The sequence below is a fragment of the Shewanella khirikhana genome, assembly GCF_003957745.1.
Lineage (GTDB): Bacteria > Pseudomonadota > Gammaproteobacteria > Enterobacterales > Shewanellaceae > Shewanella > Shewanella khirikhana.
In genome coordinates, this window is sequence record NZ_CP020373.1 from 4,505,171 (window position 1) to 4,531,204 (window position 26,034).

Sequence of the window (26,034 nt, forward strand, 5' to 3'; positions counted from 1 at the left end):
AAGTTTTTAATACACGGACGTCAATATGAAACTGTTTCAGTTTTTTTGCGCAGGCTTAGCTTTCTTTTCAATATCATCAGTAGCTGATTCTATTGAGTATCACTCCGGTACTATCTCAGCAAGAGCGACTTGGTCCAGTGCAAATATTCATATTGTACAAAGTGATGTGACAGTGTCATCCGGTGTCGAATTAGTTATTGAGGCCGGTGCAATAGTTAAATTTACTCCCAATTCCAGACTGGTCATCAATGGTGCGCTGAATGCGGTGGGCAGCGAGAGTGAGCGCATTTACTTCACATCCTATCGTGATGATAGCTTGGGCGGAGACAGTAACGGTGATGGTTACAGCGAAGGTCGGGCGGGTGACTGGAATGGTCTGTACTTCAGCGACACAGTAGCGGACAGTCTGACACGACTGAGTTTTATTGAGCAGCGTTTTGCGGGTCGAAGTAACACATCTGCAATATCAATGAATGGCGCCAATATCTACATAGGTGATGCGGTCATCCGTGATTCGGCGGCGAAAGGGATAGAGTTCGCCAATGCCAGTGGTGTGGTGGAGCGCAGTCGTATAGACGCGGTGGCGAATGATGGTATTCGGGTCAATTATGGCTCGAACCCATTACTGAAAGACAACATCATTAGTTATGCCGGTGCGCAGGGTATTCGTGTTGAGTCCAGTAACAGTGCACCGGAGTTGGTAGGAAATCGGATTGAGCACAGTGGTGACTGGGGGATTTATTTCCGCTACACGGTGACGGGTCCAGTGCTGAAGGGCAATAGCCTGCAGAACAACCGTCGTCCGCTGCAGGTGCCGGTATCGATGATGCCGAATGAGGCGGACGGTAACGTCTTGCTGCCCAATGAGAGTAATACGGTGTTGCTGCTGGGTCAGAACTTGTCCCGCGAATTAACACTGGGTGTGCAGAGCCATGAGGGGCAGCAGCTGAATGCCTATGCTGTGTCGGGTCAGCTGACGGTGAATAATGGCAATGTGCTGACGGTGGCACCGGGAGTCGCGCTGAAGTTTTTGTCGGGTGCATCTTTGGCGGTCAATGGTCAGTTACTGAGTGAGGGTACGGCCGCTCAGCCGATTTACTACACAAGTTATGCCGATGACAGTGTGGGTGGTGACAGTAACCTGGATGGTTACAACAGCAGTGCGGCGGCAGGTGATTGGCAAGGTATCCGGTTCAATGATGCAGCGCCGGATAACCAGAGCCGATTTACGCATGTGAAGGTACGGTATGCCGGTCAGGGTGAGAGTGAGGGGCTGACGTTCTCACGGACCCATCAGACGTTATCCGATATTGAGGTGAGCAACAGTGATGGAACAGGGCTGTATAGTTATTACAGTAATGTATTGCTGGAGCGAGCGAGTCTTTTTGCCAACAAGCGGAATGGTTTGAGTGGTAATGGAGCAGGTATCACAGGTCAGGGAGTATCAATATACCTGAATGGCCAACATGGAGTTTATGGAAACAGTGGCAGCATAGTGCTGGACGGTGGTGAGATATTTGCGAATGGCGGTTATGGTGCCTTTGGTGAAGGCAATACCACGGTAGAGCTGGATGATTTTTGGTGGGGAGCCGGAGATGGCCCTGGTGGAGAGGGCAGTGGCAGCGGCGATGAAATCAACGCGGTAGTGAGTGCGGGTGCGGTCCGGGGCGATGGAACTGAGTATGCCTATTTCGATGCTGGCGGCAGTGACAGCTTCGGTGGCCTGGCGCAGGTAACCGCGACTAAAGGGACTGCGTCATCGGAGTGGGGAGCTAAGCCTCGGGAACGTATTCTGTTCGATCTGGATGCGGTTGAACTGTTACTTGAGGGGTTGGTACCCAATCAAGCTTATACCCTGGATGTAACCTATCAGAATAAGGATGTGGTGGCATCGGGGTGTCAGGACTGTCTGAACCGTCAGCACCTGGAAGATGGTCAGGGGAATATTTTGCAGCCGGCGAAGGTGAGTCCTGCCAGGGCCACGACCTATCGTTATTCACTGCCCGAGGCATCCATCACAGAAGGTAAAGCGACCCTGAAATTTGTGCGTGATGGTGGTTATCGCGTCACGATTGCTGAAGTAATGCTGACCAAACAGCAGGCGCTGGGCGGCTTTGAGCAAAATGTGTCTATCACCTCTCCGCAAGCCGGTGCATTTGTGGGGCAGGCCAAGTCAATTGTTCGCGGTCAAGCCAGAGATCTGTATCCCGATAGCAGTATGGTTGAGCTGGGTGTTCGCCGTCAGGGTGACAACGCATTCAGTTGGGCTCCGGCTGGTAATTGGAGCAACGGCGGAGATTGGGACTATGCATGGTCTTTGCCGGTGGATGGCGTATATGAGCTGCAAGCACGGGTTCGTAATGCTGAGTCGACCGTTTACAGTGAACAGATAGCGGTTACGGTTGATCAAACAGCACCTTCGGCAGTGTCATTTGTTTCTGGCGCAGATGTTGCGAACGACAATGGGAATGCTATCTCCGTAGAGTGGGGAGGTTCCCCTTCTGCAGACATTGCTCAATATAGCGTGGAGCGCCGGGAAGGAGTCGGGCAATTTACTGAGATTGCTCAGTTGGGTGCTGGCGTGCTTACCTTTGTTGATACCGGGGTGATGCCCGGTATTGGTTATGTTTACCGGGTGTTTGCCAGAGATAGGGCTGGTAATCGCAGTGATGGCGTATCTTCAGTGGAGGTGTTTGCCAAAGATAATGCCGGTGATAACCAGGCGCCGGAAGATATCAGTAATTTGAAACTGACCCGGGGAGATAGCGAAGTTTATCTCAGCTGGCAGGCAAGTCCTGACAGTGACAATGACCTGATAGGGTATGTGTTGGATGTGTCTGCGGATGATGGTGCCAGCTGGGGCCAGGTACCGCCAGCGTTTAATGATGGCGGATCAGTGAGTTTGGGCCGCCAGTTCACTGACTATTTGGTGGATGGTCTGACAAATGGGCAGGTCTATCGTTTCCGGATACGGGCACAGGATGGTGCAGGCAATCTCAGTGCTGGGGTTGTCTCTGCGGCGGTCAGTCCGTCAGCGAATGCGGTGACTGTGGTATCGGGCACGCTTGGTGAAGATACATCCTGGCGAACCGGCGTATACCATGTTAGTGGTGATGTCACCATCCCGACAGGTAAGACACTGACAATTCATCCGGGTGTGGTTGTTAAGTTGGGCCTGGGTCGACGGATAACGATCGCAGGGCAGCTGCAGTCACTGGGAACGGAAAGTTCACCGGTGCATATCACGTCATTCACCGATGACAGTGTTGGTGGTGACAGCAACGGTGATGGTGCAGCCACTGCCGGTGAGGCTGGTTATTGGGATAGCCTGTATGTGCAGAGTAGCGCGAGTATGTCGTTACAGCATACCCATGTGCGCTTTGGTGGCAGAAATGCAAGCTACGGTATTTTTGTTGCCAATCAAGGCGTGTTGGCGCTGTCACATTCAGAAGTGAATGACCATAAGGGACAGGGTATCTATTTGCAGTATGGCAACCTGACCGGGAGTCATAACCGCATTCATCATAACAGTGCCAACGGTATCTATGCTTCGCATAGTGCTTATCAGTTGGAGCTTCACCTCTCAGACAGTTATATAGGCCAAAATGGTGAGCATGGATTGAAGCTCACTTCCTCTACCTATGATGTAGTGCTGACAGGCAACACCTTTGAAGGCAATGGTCAGTATGGGATATTTGCTGATACCGCCCCCCGTGGTTTTACCTTTGTTAATAACCGTATTTTGCAAAATGGCAGCGCGGTGCGCTTGCCGTTTTCCGCATTGCCTGGCGTCGATGACGGTAACGAGTTTGTCGGCAACCAGCGTCAGGAGATAGAGCTGGTTGGTTCAGAACTCAGGCGTAATGTTAAAACAGCTGAGCGGCAGACTTATCGATTGGTTAGTGGCACGGGTACTGTAGTCGCTGGCAGTTTGCTGAATCTCGGTCGTGGCAACATCTGGAAGTTTAATCCTGATACAAGCCTGACCATCAATGGTGCGCTGAATGCGGTGGGCAGCGAGAGTGAGCGCATTTACTTCACATCCTATCGTGATGATAGCTTGGGCGGAGACAGTAACGGTGATGGTTACAGCGAAGGTCGGGCGGGTGACTGGAATGGTCTGTACTTCAGCGACACAGTAGCGGACAGTCTGACACGACTGAGTTTTATTGAGCAACGTTTTGCGGGTCGAAGTAACACATCTGCAATATCAATGAATGGCGCCAATATCTACATAGGTGATGCGGTCATCCGTGATTCGGCGGCGAAAGGGATAGAGTTCGCCAATGCCAGTGGTGTGGTGGAGCGCAGTCGTATAGACGCGGTGGCGAACGATGGTATTCGGGTAAATAATGGCTCGAACCCGTTGTTGAAAGACAATGTCATCAGTCATGCCGGCACGCAGGGTATTCGTGTTGAGTCCAGCAACAGTGCACCGGAGTTGGTAGGAAATCGGATTGAGCACAGCGGTGACTGGGGGATTTATTTCCGCTACACGGTGACGGGTCCAGTGCTGAAGGGCAATATCCTGCAGAACAACCGCCGAGCACTGCAGGTGCCGGTATCGATGATGCCGAATGAGGTGGACGGTAACGTCTTGCTGCCCAATGAGAGTAATACGGTGTTGCTGCTGGGTCAGAACTTGTCCCGCGAATTAACACTGGGTGTGCAGAGCTATGAGGGGCAGCAGCTGAATGCCTATGCCGTGTCGGGTCAGCTGACGGTGAACAATGGCAATGTGCTGACGGTGGCACCGGGAGTCGCGCTGAAGTTTTTGTCGGGTGCATCTTTGGCGGTCAATGGTCAGTTACTGAGTGAGGGTACGGCCGCTCAGCCGATTTACTACACAAGTTATGCCGATGACAGTGTGGGTGGTGACAGTAACCTGGATGGTTACAACAGCAGTGCGGCGGCAGGTGATTGGCAAGGTATCCGGTTCAATGATGCAGCGCCGGATAACCAGAGCCGATTTACGCATGTGAAGGTACGGTATGCCGGTCAGGGTGAGAGTGAGGGGCTGACGTTCTCACGGACCCATCAGACGTTATCCGATATTGAGGTGAGCAACAGTGATGGAACAGGGCTGTATAGTTATTACAGTAATGTATTGCTGGAGCGAGCGAGTCTTTTTGCCAACAAGCGGAATGGTTTGAGTGGTAATGGAGCAGGTATCACAGGTCAGGGAGTATCAATATACCTGAATGGCCAACATGGAGTTTATGGAAACAGCGGCAGCATAGTGCTGGACGGTGGTGAGATATTTGCGAATGGCGGTTATGGTGCCTTTGGTGAAGGCAATACCACGGTAGAGCTGGATGATTTTTGGTGGGGAGCCGGAGATGGCCCTGGTGGAGAGGGCAGTGGCAGCGGTGATGAAATCAACGCGGTAGTGAGTGCGGGTGCGGTACGGGGCGATGGAACTGAGTATGCCTATTTCGATGCTGGCGGCAGTGGCAGCTTCGGTGGCCTGGCGCAGGTAACCGCGACTAAAGGGACTGCGTCATCGGAGTGGGGAGCTAAGCCTCGGGAACGTATTCTGTTCGATCTGGATGCGGTTGAACTGTTACTTGAGGGGTTGGTACCCAATCAAGCTTATACCCTGGATGTAACCTATCAGAATAAGGATGTGGTGGCATCGGGGTGTCAGGACTGTCTGAACCGTCAGCACCTGGAAGATGGTCAGGGGAATATTTTGCAGTCGGCGAAGGTGAGTCCTGCCAGGGCCACGACCTATCGCTATTCACTGCCCGAGGCATCCATCACAGAAGGTAAAGCGACCCTGAAATTTGTGCGTGATGGTGGTTATCGCGTCACGATTGCTGAAGTATTGCTGACCAAACAGCAGGCGCTGGGCGGCTTTGAGCAAAATGTGTCTATCACCTCTCCGCAAGCCGGTGCATTTGTGGGGCAGGCCAAGTCAATTGTTCGCGGTCAAGCCAGAGATCTGTATCCCGATAGCAGTATGGTTGAACTGGGTGTACGCCGTCAGGGTGACAATGCATTCAGTTGGGCTCCGGCTGGTAATTGGAGTAACGGTGGAGATTGGGACTATGTATGGTCATTACCGGTGGATGGCGTATATGAGCTGCAAGCACGGGTTCGTAATGCTGAGTCGACCGTTTACAGTGAACAGATAGCGGTTACGGTTGATCAAACCGCACCTTCGGCGGTGTCATTTGTTTCTGGCGCAGATGTTGCGAACGACAATGGGAATGCTATCTCCGTAGAGTGGGGAGGTTCCCCTTCGGCAGACATTGCTCAATATAGCGTGGAGCGTCGGGAAGGAGTCGGGCAATTTACTGAGATTGCTCAGTTGGGTGCTGGCGTGCTTACCTTTGTTGATACCGGGGTGATGCCCGGTATTGGTTATGTTTACCGGGTGTTTGCCAGAGATAGGGCTGGTAATCGCAGTGATGGCGTATCTTCAGTGGAGGTGTTTGCCAAAGATAATGCCGGTGATAACCAGGCGCCGGAAGATATCAGTAATTTGAAACTGACCCGGGGAGATAGCGAAGTTTATCTCAGCTGGCAGGCAAGTCCTGACAGTGACAATGACCTGATAGGGTATGTGTTGGATGTGTCTGCGGATGATGGTGCCAGCTGGGGCCAGGTACCGCCAGCGTTTAATGATGGCGGATCAGTGAGTTTGGGCCGCCAGTTCACTGACTATTTGGTGGATGGTCTGACAAATGGGCAGGTCTATCGTTTCCGGATACGGGCACAGGATGGTGCAGGCAATCTCAGTGCTGGGGTTGTCTCTGCGGCGGTCAGTCCGTCAGCGAATGCGGTGACTGTGGTATCGGGCACGCTTGGTGAAGATACATCCTGGCGAACCGGCGTATACCATGTTAGTGGTGATGTCACCATCCCGACAGGTAAGACACTGACAATTCATCCGGGTGTGGTTGTTAAGTTGGGCCTGGGTCGACGGATAACGATCGCAGGGCAGCTGCAGTCACTGGGAACGGAAAGTTCACCGGTGCATATCACGTCATTCACCGATGACAGTGTTGGTGGTGACAGCAACGGTGATGGTGCAGCCACTGCCGGTGAGGCTGGTTATTGGGATAGCCTGTATGTGCAGAGTAGCGCGAGTATGTCGTTACAGCATACCCATGTGCGCTTTGGTGGCAGAAATGCAAGCTACGGTATTTTTGTTGCCAATCAAGGCGTGTTGGCGCTGTCACATTCAGAAGTGAATGACCATAAGGGACAGGGTATCTATTTGCAGTATGGCAACCTGACCGGGAGTCATAACCGCATTCATCATAACAGTGCCAACGGTATCTATGCTTCGCATAGTGCTTATCAGTTGGAGCTTCACCTCTCAGACAGTTATATAGGCCAAAACGGTGAGCATGGATTGAAGCTCACTTCCTCTACCTATGATGTAGTACTGACAGGCAACACCTTTGAAGGCAATGGTCAGTATGGGATATTTGCGGATACCGCCCCCCGTGGTTTTACCTTTGTTAATAACCGTATTTTGCAAAATGGCAGCGCGGTGCGCTTGCCGTTTTCCGCATTGCCTGGCGTCGATGACGGTAACGAGTTTGTCGGCAACCAGCGTCAGGAGATAGAGCTGGTTGGTTCAGAACTCAGGCGTAATGTTAAAACAGCTGAGCGGCAGACTTATCGATTGGTTAGTGGCACGGGTACTGTAGTCGCTGGCAGTTTGCTGAATCTCGGTCGTGGCAACATCTGGAAGTTTAATCCTGATACAAGCCTGACCATCAATGGTGCGCTGAATGCGGTGGGCAGCGAGAGTGAGCGCATTTACTTCACATCCTATCGTGATGATAGCTTGGGTGGAGACAGTAACGGTGATGGTTACAGCGAAGGTCGGGCGGGTGACTGGAATGGTCTGTACTTCAGCGACACAGTAGCGGACAGCCTGACACGACTGAGTTTTATTGAGCAGCGTTTTGCGGGTCGAAGTAACACATCTGCAATATCAATGAATGGCGCCAATATCTACATAGGTGATGCGGTCATCCGTGATTCGGCGGCGAAAGGGATAGAGTTCGCCAATGCCAGTGGTGTGGTGGAGCGCAGTCGTATAGACGCGGTGGCGAACGATGGTATTCGGGTAAATAATGGCTCGAACCCGTTGTTGAAAGACAATGTCATCAGTCATGCCGGCACGCAGGGTATTCGTGTTGAGTCCAGCAACAGTGCACCGGAGTTGGTAGGAAATCGGATTGAGCACAGTGGTGGCTGGGGGATTTATTTCCGCTACGCGGTGACGGGGCCGGTGCTGAAGGGCAATAGCCTGCAGAACAACCGTCGTCCGCTGCAGGTGCCGGTATCGATGATGCCGAATGAGGTGGACGGTAACGTCTTGCTGCCCAATGAGAGTAATACGGTGTTGCTGCTGGGTCAGAACTTGTCCCGCGAATTAACACTGGGTGTGCAGAGCCATGAGGGGCAGCAGCTGAATGCCTATGCCGTGTCGGGTCAGCTGACGGTGAACAATGGCAATGTGCTGACGGTGGCACCGGGAGTCGCGCTGAAGTTTTTGTCGGGTGCATCTTTGGCGGTCAATGGTCAGTTACTGAGTGAGGGTACGGCCGCTCAGCCGATTTACTACACAAGTTATGCCGATGACAGTGTGGGTGGTGACAGTAACCTGGATGGTTACAACAGCAGTGCGGCGGCAGGTGATTGGCAAGGTATCCGGTTCAATGATGCAGCGCCGGATAACCAGAGCCGATTTACGCATGTGAAGGTACGGTATGCCGGTCAGGGTGAGAGTGAGGGGCTGACGTTCTCACGGACCCATCAGACGTTATCCGATATTGAGGTGAGCAACAGTGATGGAACAGGGCTGTATAGTTATTACAGTAATGTATTGCTGGAGCGAGCGAGTCTTTTTGCCAACAAGCGGAATGGTTTGAGTGGTAATGGAGCAGGTATCACAGGTCAGGGAGTATCAATATACCTGAATGGCCAACATGGAGTTTATGGAAACAGTGGCAGCATAGTGCTGGACGGTGGTGAGATATTTGCGAATGGCGGTTATGGTGCCTTTGGTGAAGGCAATACCACGGTAGAGCTGGATGATTTTTGGTGGGGAGCCGGAGATGGCCCTGGTGGAGAGGGCAGCGGCAGCGGCGATGAAATCAACGCGGTAGTGAGTGTGGGTGCGGTACGGGGCGATGGAACTGAGTATGCCTATTTCGATGCTGGCGGCAGTGTTTCGAGTAACTACGCCCTATCGTTACCAATAGTTAGTGGAGAGCCTTCGTCACAATGGGGGACTAAGCCTTATCAGTCAGCGAATTGGGAGCCATCCGGGCGGGACATTCGTTTCGAGTTTACGGGCTTGGAATCTAATTCCTATTACTCGCTCATCACGGGCTTTTATAACCCAACGGAAGCTAATGTTACTCAATCTGTTATTGCCAATGAGTTGAGTCTTATTCAGTTAAAACTGGACAAAGGCCGCAGGTATGTTGGACAGGTAATGATTTCTCCCGAGATGATAACTGACGGAAACTTTACAGGTTTGGTCAGAGTTCAAAATGGTGTTGTGAATCATATATCTGAGTTAGTGTTAGTTAAAGCAGATACCATTTCAGCAGAAACCTATATCACTCTTAGCCATGATTCTAATGGAGTGGTTGGTGGCTCTGGAGTCAACTTGAGTGGTGGTTTTGAAGCAGATAGCCATCAGGTCAATATTGACCTCGGCATTACTTCGCCTGATGGTTCCACCACATGGGAAAGAGTCAATAATGTTGGTGATTCACACTGGTCTAAATTGTGGAAACCCCAAGCCAGTGGGAACCATAAATTGCGTGCAAGACTGAGCGACGCTGATGGACGAACTGTCTATTCAGAGCTCGTTGAGTTAGTTGCTGACTTGGTAGTTCCGCATGAAATAAAAGATCTTAGAGTATTTAATCAATCAGGTTCTATCTTACTTAAGTGGAGTGCCGGATCGCCTGATATTTCCTCTCAAGAAATATTCAGAGCTGAGTTCGGTAACAGTCCAGTTATATTGTCTAAATTAACAGGTGAGAGCTCGTCATTTATAGACTCTGCGGTAGTAGATGGATCTTACTACAGTTACTTTGTTCGTACTTTCAATAACAAAGGTAATTACTCTGATAGTAATGTTGTTGGACCAATACGCTATGTAGAAAATCCTGAGTTAACGCAGCCAGACAATGTCAGTCAACATAGTGTCCAGTATAGTTATGATATAGATAGTAAAAGCGCAGTGTTTGTTTCTTGGTATCCGCTTCCCTCTACGAGTGGAATTAGTGAATATCGGATACTCATAAAGGATGCCAATTCTGATGCCTTGGTCTCCGAAAAGGCAGTAACAGCGACCCGATCTAATGTAGTGTTCAGCGAACTGGAAGAAAACGTTGAATATCTTGTTTCCATAATCTCTGTTGATATAAATGGGCATGAAAGTTCCGGAGTTAGTCAAAACATTAAAATAATTCCCTTTGAAGTTAAGGCTATTCAAATAGGAGGGCAAATTGTTGGCGACTGGGTCATTGATGCTGGTGTATATCACATTTCAAATGATTTAATTGTAAAAGATAATCAGTATCTTGATGTTTCCGGTGACGTTGTATTTAAGGCTCTTGCTGGTAAACAGATCCGTATTGATGGCAAGTTTAATGTCAATTCTAAATCAGAGGTTGGTGTTATTTTTACTTCGATTAAGGATGATGTGAAAGGAGATACTAATAAAGATGGCCAATCTTCTCCTGCGAAGGGGGATTGGGCCGGTATTTATGCAAATAGAGCCGAATCGTTCAATTTAAATGATTCGTTAGTGAAGCATGCTGGTTGGAATGATTACTCAGTGTACTCATATTACACAAACGCTTCGTTGACTGGATTTAAGCTATCTTCAGGCAAAGGGAAAGGCATTTATACTGTAGGTGGCAGCCTGGACCTTAATAATTCTTCGGTGGTCGATGTAACTGACTATGCTGTTCATTCCAACTCTAATCAAGTGGTGAGTGTAAGTGGCTCTGTCATTTCTGATAATGGTGGTGGTTTATATATAGGAAATGCCACACAATCCTATGTGTTGGACAATAATATTCATCATAATAGCGGATTTGGTATTTACTATAACAGTAGTGTGAGTGCGGGTGAGCTAAAAAATAACACCATCGTGGATAATGCTAAATCTTTCCAAATCCCAGCATCGCTTTTCCCTGATGAGAGCAACCTTATCTATCCCAATACTGATGCTACATTCCACTTACTTGGCGGTGATTTGCCAAAGAGCACTCGGATGCGAGGATTTGCTAGCCCTCAGGGGAATACCAACACCGTCTATGTTACACATGGGGATCTTTATGTTCGGGAGTTGAGTAAGCTATCGATAGATCCTGGCGTTGTCGTTAAGTTCAATGGCAACAGGTCGATTTACCTCAAGGGGATTGCAGATATCACAGGTGAAGTGCTGTCTCCTATCGTATTTACCTCATACAAAGATGATGTTCATGGCGGTGATTCTAACGCTGACGCTTCTACTTCAACCCCTGGGCGAGGTGACTGGGGCGGGTTGCGTATTGAAAGTGGTTTATACACAGGTCTTTCAAAATTAGACAATATAAGCGTTTTGTACGCCGGGTCTAATCAAGCCGCAGTTCTATTTGATGGGGCGAATATATCTTATGATGTCAGTGGCTTGGATGTCTTTAACTCGGCAGCCCATGGTCTTTTAATCAGAAACTCAGCTAAGCCTGTAATCTCTGGAAGCAATATCGTTGACAATTTTGGCGCCGGTGTCAGCTATGAAAGTTATGCTGCAGGAGAGATCAACTTCTCCAACATATTCTCCAATGGTGAATTTGGTGTAATTACAAAAGGTAACGCTTCGCCAAAAATTGGTAATAGTCGTTTCTTTGCCAACAATAAAGGTCAGTTACAGAATCAGTCCCAAGTTAATGTATTGGCACAAAGTAACTGGTGGGGTGATTTTGACGGTACCGGGCCACTGACTGATGCTTCTCCTGATGCATCAGGGGGACGAGTGCTGGGAAGTGTTTCGGTGGATGGCTATCTACCTGCGCTGAGCCAACATTTACTAAACACAAATTTTGAAGCTGATTCGATCATTTTCAGTGGTAATCTTCCTGAACCAGAAATCCTGCGTGGAGTGCTCTCCAATGAATGGGATCCGGTTACCAAACATCCCGGAAAAACCGCGTTGGTGGATAGTCATGAAGTTGGATTAGGTTTGTCAGGCTTGGATCCGTCCAAGCGGTATGAGTTAGGCCTGACACTGTTTAATGGAGATGTGAGCGAGACTCTTGCTGGGGTTTCCTTTGAGCCAGTTGGAGAGGTTCTAAGAGCAAGAGTTTCAAGAGCATACCCTACAAAAGTATATGTAGAAGTTCCGTCCAGCGCTTATCATGATGGCAATTTGCTGATTAAGGTTAGTAATCTAAACCCGGACACTTCATTCAGGGTCGCAGTTGCAGAGTTAAGCCTGACGGAGGTGCTGGCAGATGTTACGCCCCCTATCTTTGAAGAGCTTAAGTTTGATGATAAGGATGGCTCTGGTGGCCTGACTATGGGCGACAGCCTATATCTTCTTCTCTCAGAAGAGGTGACTCTCGCGGAAGGCGTCGAGTTGAGTGTAAGCAGTATTGTCGAAACTGATCCGCTTAATAGCTTTGGAGATGGTGCAACCCTTGAATTCACTGATACGAATCAAGGTCTGAAGCTTAAAGTAGGTGAAAATAGTCGTCTACCAGATGGTGCCATACTGTCGCTTAAAGGACTCGTAGATCTCGCCGGGTATGCCGTTATCGGACAACAAATTCTATCTTTGATAGATACGGTTCCACCAACGATAGACTCGTTTGAATGGTTGGATATTGACAATTCTGGTCAACTTACGACTGGTGATATTTATAAATTTACTTTCTCTGAGCCTATGAACCCAGAATATCTCAGAGATGGTACCACGGATGCCAATTCAAACCTGAGAGTTGCTAACGGCAGGAAGTATGGCACTCGCAATACTTTGTTGTGGGGTGATAACAATAAGACAGTTGCTCTAACCATTACCGATGGGTTTACGGTGCAGGGGGATGAGCTGGTCACTCCAACGGCGTTTGTCCAAGATCTAGCAGGTAATCCTGTTGTAGGTCAGATCCTTCTGCTGGGTAAAGACACAATCGCTCCAGAGATTAGCGCTGTGCTTTATAACGATACTGATGCTGATGGAATACTCTCAGTTGGTGATTGGTACCGTTTCAATTTCAGTGAACCGGTTAACCCATCTGCGTTGTCGTCTGGTACGAGCGAAGCAAATCACAACCTGTCACCAGAGGGTAAGCAGTATGGTGATGTGAATCTTATTCGGTGCGATGCGACTTATGACTCTTGTGAGGTTGTTATTACCGAAGGATTTACGATTGACGGAAATGAGACAGTCACGCCCAGCAGTCAGCTCATTGATCGTTCTGGCAATAAATTTGCCAATACAGGTAAGTTGACGCTAATTGATACCATTGTTCCAAAAGTTATCCACACTGGAGCATCCCAGGATAGTCCAATAGATCTGGATCTCGTTTTCAGTATTAGAATTGTTTTTGATGGTTCCATGGATATTGAGAGTGTTCCGCAAATAACCTTGTCTTCGGACGATGGTGTTCAGTTGTTTGCGGTGAATGGTCACTGGAGCCAGACTTACTTTGATAATGATACTTATATATTTGAGGTCGATGGTCTTTCGACCGATATTATCCACCCGCTAAATCTATTAACCCAAGGAGCAAAAGATCCATACGGAAATAGTTTCGTTCAAGATGGTGATATCTATAGCTTCTCGATTCGTCCGGATAAACCGTCTTTGTTCGGGCTTAAACCTTATCCTCAAACTAATATTAGCTCAGCTTCGGTACAGATGGTTGAAGGAGAACGCTCCGGTCAAGTAGCCATATTCATGAATGGTCAGAAGATTGTTGAGTCTGGTATCGGTGGATGGAACCATCAGATCGCGCTGTCTGAAGGCCTGAGCACACTTTCTTTTGTTGCAGAAAATGCCAGAGGAGTGCGTTCCAAGGAAGTGTTGGTTAATTTCTTGGTTGACTCGACAGCGCCACTGGTTCAAACAGTTTCCCCGGCAAACGCGTCCTATCTGAGATATGCGCCAGACTATATTTCTCTAAATATCAAAGAGGATGGTTCAGGGCTGAATATCGAAGGCTCAGTCATCAGTCTCACACGTGCGGGTACTGTGATTAGTGGCGAAAAGCTACAGTCGAGTTCGGGCGTTAATTTCATTCCTTCGGCTGTATTGGTCGAAGGTGAATATGAAATAAAGGCTACTCTGGCAGATAAACTGGGCCATACATCCAACGAATGGGTCAGCATATTTACCATTGACAATACAGCACCAATGACTCCGGTTGTATTGCCAGTACCCGAAGTGACTAATATTAAGACATTGCAAATATCCGGCACTAAGGAAGCAGGTACAGGCATTGTATTAGAAGGGCAATCGGTTGTGGCCGCGTCCTCAGATACTAGTTGGCAAGCGTCTTGGACATTACATGCGGGTGAAAACCTCATCAAAGTTCAATCGGTTGATTATGCTGGTAATTTGAGCCCAATTGTTATCGTTAGAGTGACGTTCGATGATTCACTACCGGGCAAGGTTGTACCGACAGTCACCAGCCAATTATCTGGTACCGGGATCAATATCGACTGGTCAAACTACGACGAGCAGGCTAATGGTGCTGATATCGATAGATACAGAGTGTATTTGGCACAAGCCCCGTATTCCAATGCCAGCCAAGCTCAGTTAATTGGAATTACACACAGCCCAGTTCGTTACTTTGAAAAGAGTGGTTTGGATCGGAGTACAACCTATTATGTTGCTGTTCAGGCTGTGGATTTGGCCGGCAACGCAGACCCAGAATTGGCTCCTGTAGCGGTTCAATTGGCTGATACCCTTCCGCCGGGTGATGTCACTGGGCTGCAGTTGGTAAATAGCGGATACACCAGCCTGGATTTGGGCTGGCGACTTCCGTCTTCAGAAGCTGACGATCTGGGTGGATTTAAGGTTTATCTTAATGAGCAGCTCTTGGCGACCCTACCAAGTACCGCTGTTTCCTATAAGTTGGAGGGGCTGTCCAAAGCTACATCCTATAAGGCGCGCGTGGCGAGCTTTGATGTCGGTGGCAATGAAAGTGTTGGGGTTGAAAAATCAGTCGTGACACTTCTTGATGCGCCTTCAATAACCCAGGTTGAAGCACTCAGCGGCAAAGCTCTACTTAAATGGCAAAACACATCGGTTGGCCTCATCAGTGGTTTCAGGTTGTATGCCAGTGAAACACCGTTTTCTTCAATAAATGGTATGACACCACGTTTATCGGTCAGTGGTGTGCAGGAGTCTGCTACTGTCGGTGGCTTAACCAATGGCATTACCTACTACGTGGCCGTAAGTGTGGTAAATACATCGGGTGGGCAAACGCCTGATGTTCAGGCTGTAACTGTCAAACCTGTTGCTGATGCTACTGGTCCGGATGTAGTGAAAGTAAATTGGGGCAGCAATGAGCTTGTCGGTGGTGGTGAGACCACAATCTCCACTGATGGAATACTAAAGACAACTGCGCAGGATGAGAGTGGCGTTTCGCTCGTTGAGTATTGGCTGGATGGGCAACTGTTTGGCCGCAGCGCCAATAACTCCAGTAGTTTCGCTGTGGAGGCGCCGATAGCTCAGATTTCTGATGGGCAACACGCCTTAGTCGTCAAAGCTTTTGATTCACTTGATAATTACACAGAAGTGGCATTCTCGGTCAATGTGGCTATGGAAGCACCATCTACTCCTGTGATTGTCTCGCCAGTATCAGGGTACAAGACCAATAAAGCGGCCCAGTCCGTCACTATTACCGCAGAGTCGGGAACTGACGTGCAACTGGTGTACAACGGCGAAGCGACAGACTGGTTAAGTGTGGATGTGTCGGGTAAAGCCCTACATGAGGTCATACTCGTAGAAGGTGAAAACCAGCTTCATGCAGTTGCTAAAAATCGTGGCGGGCAGAGCTCACCCTCGGCCACCATTTCCGTCACTCTGGACTCGTCTTTGCCGCAAACGCCGTCAGGGCTCAATGCCATTGCTAAAGAGTCTGGCTATATCGCTCTGAGTTGGCTGTCCAGCAATACAACGGAGTCGGTTTCATACAATCTCTACCGTGCCAATTCGGCTTTCAGTGATACTTCGGCTGCGACCAAGGTGAATGCTCAACCTATAAGTGCCTTAAGCTATCAGGATAAACCTGTGGCTGACGGAGAGTATTTCTATCGGGTCGTCGCTGTTAACGCCCTGGGAACTGAAGGCGCTCCTTCTGAGATAGTTCGCGCTGTCTCAGACGCCACTCTGCCCTATGCAACCGGCATCTACTATACGCCTAAAGGCAATAAGAGTAGTTCCGGTGACATTATCGGAGTGGGGCCGTTGGACATTCGGGTTGTGGTTAATGAGCCGTTGCTGACCCGTCCGTTTTTGAGTCTGACTCCTGAGGGCGTTGCGCCTTTGACAGTTGATCTGTTCAAAGTATCAGACCTTGAATATCAGGGTACTGTGGATGTTCCAGAGAACTATGTAGATACGGCTGTTTACGCCCTGTTTTCGGCAAGAGATCAGGTAGGTAACCGAGGAACAGAAGTTAATCAGGGTAATATTATCCAGATTGACACCCAGGGGCCACGAGCAGAACAGATAGTCATCACTCCCCAGAGCCCTATCAAGAACGAGGGCCAGGATTCGGTATCCCTTGATTTCAGTTTTGCCTTCGATGAGGCCGTATTGACGGAATCCTTGATTGTCTCAATCTTGCGTCTCGAAGATGATCCGGTGGAGTTAGCCGGTGTATATCAAAATGCTGATGGTCGCTGGGTTGCCAGTTTCCAACTTCCCGCCGATTGGGGGCGTGATCAGGTAGAACTGATTGATATTGCCTATACGGTGTCTGACGAACTTGGCAATACCCGAGAAGCCAAGTTGTTTAGCAAGCCTTTGCAGGTTTACCAAGGTGATCTGCCACCTCTGGATGTACCTTTTGGTCTGGCAGCAAAAGTCAAACCAGAAGGGAGAGTCGCCCTGTCGTGGCATAAGGTGCCAGAAGCATCGGGCTATCAGTTATACCGACGAGGCGTCAATGAGACAGAAACCACGCTGTTGGTGGCCTTGTCTGATGTTGACTCCTACACCGACTACACGCTTAATGATGACGAATATTATTATTCGATAGCCAGTGTCAGAACCCATGAAGGCCTGACCAGTGTCAGTTCACCAAGTCAGGAGGTTAAGGTCGTATCCGATTCGGTGGCACCGGTGGCTCCGGTCGAGTTGAATGCAGAGCTTTATGCAAATGGTGTTGGTCTGAGATGGAAAGCTTCGCCTGAGGCTAATATCAGTTACCGGGTTTACAGATCCGACTCCACTGAGATCCTTGACGTAGAGGGCTTGAGTCCGGTTATTGATAAGATAATCAGCCTGGAGGCGCTGGACACAGAACCAGATCCTGCTTTGGCCGGTTATGTGGTCACCGCCGTCGATGAGGCCGGCAACGAGTCAACTGTGTCGAACACGGCTTATTTGAATATTAGCCTGCTGCCCGTTAACAAAGTGCGCCTTACGCAGATTGACGGAGAAAAACCCGCCCTGTCGTGGGAGCACAAAGGTAGCAATATCGCTGGCTTCGATCTGCATTTACTCCAGGATACGCTCGACCTGAAGCTGAATGAGACGCCATTGCAGGAGATGTCATTTGTCGACGACACTTATACGTCCGGCGCCCGCGACTACCGTATCCTTGCCATCGATAACAATGGTATTGAAAGTCTGGCCAAGGAAGTACATTTGCCGGCCGTCAGTTTGCTGCTCGACGAAGGGGTTTATCTCGAAAAAGGTGTGATGAACAAGCTCATGTTCAAGGTCAGCAACCTTGAGGAGCGTCCCATCAATAGTGCCAAGCTTAAAGTGCAGTTGGCTCAGAGAGAGCATGCTTCGCTGCCGTTCTCCCTCGCAGCTGGTGAAACGAAAGAAGTCACAGTAATTATTGGTGGCTACAGTGAACTTGATTCATTGGCACAATTGATTGCCGCTATCTCTGTTCAACCTACTGTGTCAGATGAGATTGTGGTTGGGAAAACCTTCGAAATCAGTGTCCGAGAATCCGGATACCTGTTGACCGTTGAAACCGATGGTTTCATTAAAGGCGGATCCGGCAAGTTCCGCTTCAAGCTTGAAAATACGTCGGATGTTGACGTTGAGTTGGAAACGGCATCGGGCAATGGTACTCGGGATGCACGCCATATTCAGTTCCGTCTCAGGGATGAAGATGGCAACGTACTGAGTCTTGGCACCTTCCGCCAGAGTCTGGGTGATAATGTGGTCACCACGGCAGCGGGTATCACGCTTGCCCGTGTTGCACCGGGGCAGAGCTTTGTTTCCGATTGGGCCGAAATAGTGGTTCCAATGGCAACACCGGATATTGCCGAGCTTGAAGTCGCTATTGGGCAGCTCAGTTACCAGCTGGGCCGCGAGCAACAAGTGCTGCTTGCCGGGATCTCAACCCGTAAAGAAGTCAATACCAGCGCCAGCCCCTACTTCGGACAGGTGACAGGTATAACACCAACGATTTCTTATGGTGATCAAGCCATTAGTATTCAGGGGCAATTGGTAGATAGGTATACCTCGGCACCGGTCGCCAATGCGGCGCTCGAGCTGGTTCTGAACTTGAATGGCTTTGAAAAGATAGTGGCGCTGACGTCGAATGCTGAAGGTATATTCAATCATGAATATCAGCCTCAAGCGGGTGAAAGTGGCCATTACCAGGTTTCAGCAATCTATCCGGGCATGACCGACAGACCCGATCACGGTCAGTTCAGTGTCGGTGGCATCAATGCAAACTACCGTACCTACCAGTTGAGTTTGCCAAAAGGGGCACGCTTTGATGTGCCGGCCAGTGTCAGCGTTCGCAAGGGAGCCGATTTCCAGGGGGTTGTCTGGGAACTTGCAAACTTACCGCCAGCGGGTATCAGCATCATGCTGCCCGAAGCAAAAGACTTGAGTTCAGAACAAGTGTTCGCGACACCTATTGGTTTTGAGGCAGATGAAAGTGCCGTAGAGACAGGTAGTGTTGAATTGCAACTTAAGTCAGCAAGTACCGGCAGCAAAGTATTGGCCAAACTCACTGTCAACTACCGCTTGAGCGAAGCCATGCCAGTGCTCTATTACTCACCCGCACAAGTTGAAACCGGTATGACCCTGGCGGGTATGGCAAACGAAGTCGTTCAGTTGGAAAACAGAGGCACTCTGCCAATGGAAAACCTGGCTGTGCGGCTGTTGAATGCCGATAACTCCTTGCCACCTACGTGGGCCAAGTTGTCGGGCAATACCAGCTGGCCACAGTTGGCGGTGGGCGACAGAGTAAATGTGAATCTGGCATTTAACCCTGAAAATCGTGCCAATCCAGGAGTTTACCGGCTCAAACTCAGGGTGACCTCTGCGAATCATCCGACCCGCGATATCCCCGTTATTGCTTCCATGGTCGAAGATGGTATTGGTGGCTTACAGCTGAAACTGGCGGATATATACACGGCTACCCTGAATGAGCAGGGAGAGCTGATCCGTGGCCTTCAGGGGGCATCGCTAAGCCTGCAAAACCTCGATGTGCCCGAAGTCAAGTATCAGGCCACTACCGATGAACTGGGAGAAATCTACTATCCGGGCATTCAAGCCGGCAATTATCGCTATCGGATTTCGGCTACCAAGCATGAAGACTTAACCGGCGAAATTCGCATTCTACCGGGGGTAGTGCGTAACCTCGATCTGTTTATGAAGTATGCCTTGGTCACGGTGGAGTGGGTTGTAAATGAAATCACCATTGAAGACAGATACGAAATCATACTCAAAGGGACCTTTGAAACCGACGTACCTGCCGCAGTGGTGGTGATGGAGCCGTTCAGTATCCGCTTGCCCAATATGCAAAAGGGTGACGTGTATAACGGTGAGCTTACCCTGACCAACTATGGTCTGGTGAGAGCCGATAACCTGAAAATGCGCCTGCCAACATCTGACGAATTCTTCAAATATGAGTTTATGACCTCGGTCATCCCTGATTCGCTGGAGGCCAAGCAAAGCCTGGTGATCCCGTATCGGATTATCAGCCTGCAGCCGTTTGACCCATCTGGGGATGGCGATGCCAGCGGCGGTGGCTGCAGTACCTATGGTGCGTGTGCGTCATCGAGTCATTCTTTTGTTTGCCCCAATGGCTCTACCAGTTCTGGCTCTGCCAGTGCCTGTTGGACAGCTGGCTATTGCACCAACAGCGGCGGCGGTGGCGGCGGTGGTGGTGGCTGGGGCGGTGGCTGGGGCGGTGGTGGCTCCGGTGGTGATGGTTCCGGAGGTTCTGGTAACAGTGGTATGGGTGCTTGTCGTAAGGATGGAGACCCATGTGATCAGCAGTCGAATGGAGGCGGCAATGATATTTAACAAGTGTAGGAAAATAAAAATGAAACGGATGATTGCACCTGCATTTGCGTTGTCATTGCTTGCCATGAGCCCATTGGTCACAGCGGTCACTGTGCTAAAACAGGGGCCAGATCACAGCAGCGGCCGTTTCGAACAAACTGTGGCAGATATTCAGGTCAAGGTGATGGGCGGCCATGTTGCCATAGTCCGTGATTTTAAAGATGGCGACTGGCGTTTCTTTACTCCCTGGTCACCCATCAAATACCGCCAGATCTATGTGCCCGGGCCATCGACCAATCCGGCAGATGGCAGTTACTACGACGATGAGCGTGCGATCATCCGTAATGGTTACACCTATGAGTTGGTAAAGGACAGTTCACCCCTTCGCTACGTTTATGATGGTGATACCGCTATCGTGAAATTGGAGGATGGTTTTCGCTGGCAGGATAGATCCGGTGACTGGATTGAGTATGGCGATGATAAGCGTATCCGCGCCTATGGAGACCTCCAGGGCACGATAGCGATTATTGTTCATAATGGCGCTGGTCAAATAGCCGAATTACAGGACCGCTTTAACAACAAGGTGCTGGTGTTTAGCTACATCGGCGAGGCCTTGACCACGGTCACAGATCACAGCGGCCGCAGTGTCAGATACCAAAGGGACGACAAAGGGCGGCTCACCAAGGTTACCGACGTCCGCGGTAATGATTGGCTATACGAATATGAAGAATTTGCCCCAAGTAGCAGTAGTTACATGCTGCCTTACTTCCTCAAATCCATCACAGATCCCGAAAGCCGAGTTACCACTATCAAGAATGTGGTGGTTGGGGGTACTGTCTTTAAAGAGCTTAAGTGCGAGCCTCCAGGCAGTGGCACCCAAGAGTTAAAGGAGGTGGTCGATCCTGATACCGGCATGATCACAATAGAAGTCGTGGATAAACCAGGGGCAAGCTCTGGGGAAGCTACTTGTATCATGCCCCCTCCTCAGCCAATTCCAACTCAGATGCTGACGGATGCCGTGATAGATCACGACGGTAATCGTCACAGTTATGTGTACTCTTATTCGGGTCAAAGCAGCAGCTATCTGGTACAGGAGGTGGATGCGGATGGCGTACAGACACATCGGATGTTGGGGCCAGACGGCTCTATCGCCAGGTTATTTCGCGGCGGTGAACTGGTATTCAGTCAGGCGCGACTGGAAGATACCCTCATTCGTTTGGACTCTGCTGGTAATAAAACTAAAGCCACCTTTGACGAATACAATAATGTCATTCGTGTAGAAAATGCCGATGGTTCATACAGAACCACTGATTACCACCCAAGCTATAACCTGGTGACCCGTAGCCGTGATGAAAATGGCATAGTGGCAGAGTATATCTACGATGATCAGGGACTAATCACCAAAACTATCCAAGCGAAAGGCAAACCTGAGTCGTTGGAAATCTCTTTCGAGTACGACCAGAACCAACAAATTCAATCGGTGCATTATCAAAGTCTAAGTGGAGAGCAAAGACAGTTTGAGTTTGAATACGATCAATTTGGCAATCTCATAAAAGAAACCGTAAACGCCACTCTTGTATACCAATATGCCGATTTTAATGCGCTAGGCGATGCCCAATCGCTTATTGATCCACGTGGAAAGCATTGGAAATATACCTTCGATGCCGAAGGCAGAGTGCTCACTGAAACCGATCCTCTGCTGAGAAAGACTACCTATCAGTACGATAAAGTCGGAAATCTGGTGAAAGTGATTAATCCAGATAATTCCGAAGACTTATTTGCTTACAATGCCAGAAATCAGGTTCGTTCAGTCACTGACCCCTATGGCAAGGTGCGCCAATATAAGCACAATGCCATGGGGGTGGTAACTGAGTTTACTGATGAACTGGGCAAAACCAGTGGCATGGTGATGGACCGGGCGGGCCGCCCAGCGTACCGGGTCGATGGTAATCAAAATAAAACCCTGATTACCTCGGGTAAAGATGCTGAAACCAATCAAGGCGCTTTTGAGCATTTACGTCGCGTGGATTACCCCACCTATAGCCAAGTATACCAATACAACAACCGTAATCAGGTAGCGCAACTCTCGGTAATCGAATCAGATAAGAGCAGTACTTACAGTTTTAGATACGATCCTGCCGGAAGGGCAATTGTGTCTACTGACCCCAATGGTCACAGCACCTATTACACCTACGATGCCTATGGCAACCTAGTCGAGGAAGATGCATCAGGCTTTATCACCAAGTACGAATATAACGCATTTGGTGATCTCACCCGATTTACTGATCGCAACAATTATGTCACTGAATTTGAGTATGACGCTTTCGGCCAAATGACGGTCAAGCGTCGTGCCGGTTTCGGCGAGTGGCACTACAGTTATGATGCGGCAGGAAATATCTCGGTGCAGACCGATCCCAAAGGCCAGGGTATTCGCTTTGAGTACGATGATGCCAATCAATTGGTAGCCGAGCACTGGTATATGCAATCGCCAGCGGATCCCAGTGAGCCAGCATACAAGACACTGACCTACGGTTACGACACTATGGGGCGGTTATCACAGTGGCAATCAGGCACCTATTCCGGCACGTTTGTTTGGGACAAAAATGGCTTTCTCAGTGCTGAAACCGTCAATTACGGCAGCTTCAATAAGACATACCGTTACGGCTATTTTGATAATGGCACCATCTCTGGGCTGCAGATGCCCGATGGCACCCAATATAGCTATGAGTATGATGCCAACAATCAGCTGACACGCATTCAGATCCCTGGTCAGGGCTCTATTTGGGTCAATGGTTTTGACTGGCGGGCCCCCACTCAGGAAACCCTGCCAGGCGGGGTAGAGCGGCATTTCAGCTACAGTGGGCTTTTGAATATCAAGCAGTTTCAGGCCATAGGCACCGATGGTGTACCCCTGCTGTCACTGGACTATGAATATAGCGATGCAGCAAAAATCAGCCAAAAGCAATTGGATGGCGATGTTACCACTTACCAGTACGATGACATTTACCGCCTGCAACTGGCCGAAACCACATCGCGCGATGGCAGTGTAAGAACAGAAACCTATGTTCTCGATGCCAATGGCAACCGTGTCGGCAGCCACTCTCTATCCCATTGGGAATATAACGATGCCGGGCAATTAACGGTACGTGGCAAGGATGCAGACAAAACCACTTATCAATACGATGCCAATGGCAACCTTATCCTCAAGAGTCAGGGCAACAGTTTTCTCAAGTTTACCTACGACCCTCTGAATCGACTGATACGAGTCGATAATGAAAAGGATGAGTTGGTTGCTGCCTATGATTACGATCCCTTCGATCGCCGCATCAGCAAACGCACCTCAGCCGGTCAGCGTTACTTTTTATATGCCGATGAAGGTCTGATTGCCGAATACGACGACGCAGGCCTGGAGCAGCTGCGTATTGGTTACCGGCCCGGCACTCTCTGGGGCACCCAACCTGTTTTCCTTTATGGGGAACATGGGGCAGGGGGTAAAAAATACGCTTACTTCCATAACGATCAGTTGGGCACCCCTATCAAGCTGACTGACGCCAGTGGCCATATCGTCTGGGACACAAAGTTCGATGCCTTTGGCAATGCAATATTGGCCAGTAGCAATGAAGTAGTTAACCCGCTGCGCTTCCCTGGCCAATATTTCGATGCCGAAACTGGCCTGCATTACAACTGGCGTCGTTATTACGACCCCACCAGCGGCCGCTATATTACCCCTGACCCAATAGATTTGGCCGGTGGCCCAAACCTATACACCTATGTGGATGGTGACCCCATAAACCGCATAGATCCCAATGGTGAATGTGGTGTGTTTGGGGTGTTGGGAGGACTTGCTACTGAGTATGCAGCATCTAAGCTGACCGGTAGCTGTTTTAGCTATGGCTGGGGGGACGCCATAGGAGATGCCCTTTGCGTAGGGCGGCTATTTAAACTCGCTAAACTGGGTAAAAAAGTACCTTGTTTGGGTAACAGCTTTACCGGTGATACCCAGGTTTATACCGAAACCGGCATGCGCCCCATCAGCGATATCAAGGTTGGTGAGCGGGTCTGGTCCTACACCGAGTGGAACGGACAGGAGCAATTCGAGCCCGTCGAAGAGGTAATCAGGAACACCAGGGAATACCTGCTGGTTACCCTCTCCTTAGAGTCCGATGAGACCATAGTCGCGACCAATCAACACCCCTTTTATATTCTCGGCAAGGGGTGGGTCGAAGCCGAAGACTTGCAACAGGGCGACCCGCTTTACCTCAGCGATAAGCGCACCCTGCATATCCGCGCTATCACTACAGAATTTCGCACCGAAACCGTATACAACCTTAGCGTTGCAAACGCCAATACCTTTTTTGTCGGCAAGGACAAGGTATTAGTTCACAACGCTAAAAAAGGCTGTAAATTTGACGCGAAACCTTGTCCGAAAGCCGGTAAGCCTCGAGACTCAAAAGGCAGATTTACAACAGGGGCAGGTGGTAATTCTGAAGATACAGAAATAGGACAGTTAGCTCATGAAGAGTTCAAGGCAAAAGCAAAAGCAAGAGGATGGCTAACTGATAAAAGAGTGGAATATGGTGATGGCTCATATGGCATACCTGATGCTATAACGCAAGATGGTCGTCCTATAGAACTTAAGCCAGATACTCCTTCTGGTCGTGCTAAGGGGAGGCGCCAGCTGAAAAAATACGAGAAAGCTTTAGGTAAAAAAGGTCGAGTAGTCTATTACGACCCTAAAAACTTCAGAGGTCCCAAATGTTAAATGAGTTTATAAAATTGTTTATCTCGCCAATCTTGAAAAAGTATGGCTTCAAGAAACAGGGTCTCAAGTGGAATAGAACTGTGAGAGATGTAATTCAGGTTATTGATATACAAAAGCAACACCTCGACCAGTTGTACTTCACAATCAATGTTGGAGTGCTGCATAAACACTGTGGGCAAGCATTCGAAATAGACATGACTAAATTTATCAACGAGGTCGTTTGTTTTCCAAGATTTCGACTCAAAAGCTATGTCTTTGACTCTCAGTTTGGAAATGACGAGTGGTGGCCAATTGGAAGCGAGTTGCAATTGGCAGGAGTTGGAGAGGAAGTGTCGCGGGCGCTGGAGCAGATACTGCTGCCCGAATTAGATAAAGTTGATTCAGCGGTAGCCGTACTTGAATTTTCTGAAGTTTTTAGGCGCTCTTATTTTCCGCCACCAGAGCAGTTGCGAATGGCAATACTGTTGTATTTGGTCGGGAAAGTGGATGAAAGTGAAAATCTGATTGAGGTTGTTGCAGCAAGTGACTCTTGGGAGAAAAGAGCCGCATATGTGCGTAGCTATATCGCTGAGCTGCCCTCTGAGTAGTTGGCATGGAACAAGAGCGCTATCAGCTTCGTTGGCGCTGACAAAGAAGAGGTTACAGCCATAACTTTGCAGACTTGGGTTCTGTGATGATGGCGACAATGGAATAAGCGAACCATGTTTGACCCGCAGAAAGGCTAGGTGTCGATACGCATAGCCTCTGACACTAGCATGTCAGCGGCAATTAACACGCACACAACCACTGTCATGGTGGT

At 49.4% G+C, this 26,034-nt stretch carries 3 protein-coding genes; all 3 read left to right on the forward strand.

What is annotated here, in order from left to right; all coding sequences use genetic code 11:
• Window positions 1-25 precede the first annotated feature (25 nt).
• The 3 genes from STH12_RS19890 (at window position 26) to STH12_RS19900 (ending at window position 25,822) form a co-directional block, all read left to right on the forward strand.
• Window positions 26-20,494: a right-handed parallel beta-helix repeat-containing protein gene (locus STH12_RS19890; RefSeq protein WP_126169151.1), complete on the forward strand. Its 20,469-nt coding sequence runs from the start codon at window positions 26-28 to the stop codon at window positions 20,492-20,494.
• A gap of 1,105 nt (window positions 20,495-21,599) precedes the next feature.
• Window positions 21,600-25,235, forward strand: coding sequence for an RHS repeat-associated core domain-containing protein (locus STH12_RS21825; RefSeq protein ID WP_472835747.1), 3,636 nt, complete (start codon window positions 21,600-21,602; stop codon window positions 25,233-25,235).
• A gap of 80 nt (window positions 25,236-25,315) precedes the next feature.
• Window positions 25,316-25,822 (forward strand): DUF4304 domain-containing protein, encoded by a 507-nt coding sequence (locus STH12_RS19900; RefSeq protein ID WP_237158675.1) that lies wholly within the window; start codon window positions 25,316-25,318, stop codon window positions 25,820-25,822.
• Window positions 25,823-26,034 lie beyond the last annotated feature (212 nt).

Excerpts from the sequence above, each read along its gene's own strand:
- STH12_RS19890 (WP_126169151.1), top strand. The coding sequence starts at position 26 with ATGAAACTGTTTCAGTTTTTTTGCGCAGGCTTAGCTTTCTTTTCAATA.
- STH12_RS21825 (WP_472835747.1), top strand. The coding sequence starts at position 21,600 with ATGTTGGGGCCAGACGGCTCTATCGCCAGGTTATTTCGCGGCGGTGAA.